Origin of the sequence: Methylocella tundrae (assembly GCF_901905185.1) — a bacterium.
In the GTDB taxonomy this organism is placed as follows: Bacteria; Pseudomonadota; Alphaproteobacteria; order Rhizobiales; family Beijerinckiaceae; genus Methylocapsa; species Methylocapsa tundrae.
Genome location: NZ_CABFMQ020000054.1, coordinates 1 through 387 on the forward strand (window position 1 = coordinate 1; position 387 = coordinate 387).

The 387-nt window shown below is 70.3% G+C and carries 1 protein-coding gene; it reads left to right on the forward strand.

Annotated elements, in window-relative coordinates; all coding sequences use genetic code 11:
- Positions 1-387 (forward strand): glycosyltransferase family 39 protein (locus MPC4_RS05355; protein ID WP_174511616.1); only part of this gene is annotated, 387 nt, incomplete at both ends.

Here is a 387-nt window from a genome sequence, read left to right on the forward strand (position 1 = left end):
CGCATTGCGCCTGCCGTTCCTGGCCATCGGTGCGTTGCTGCCGTTGCTGGTGGTGCGCATCGCCACGCGCTGGTTTGGCAACGTCGCAGGGTGGCAGGCGGGCAGCCTGACCCTGCTGATGCCGCTGTCGGCCACGCTGGGCCTGCTGGCCGTGCCGGATGTGCCGATGGCGCTTGCGGCGGTGATCTGCCTGCACGCCGGTGCGCGCCTGCTGCACAACGTGGATGCGTCGTCGGCGATGAAGCTGGCGCTGGGCCTGCTGATCGGTGCGCTCAGCCACTACCGTTTCATTGGCGTCATCGGTGTCGGCTTCATTGCGCTGCTGGCGCTGCCGCAGGGCCGCCGCATGCTGGCCGACCCGCGCGTATGGGTGGCGCTGGCGGTGGG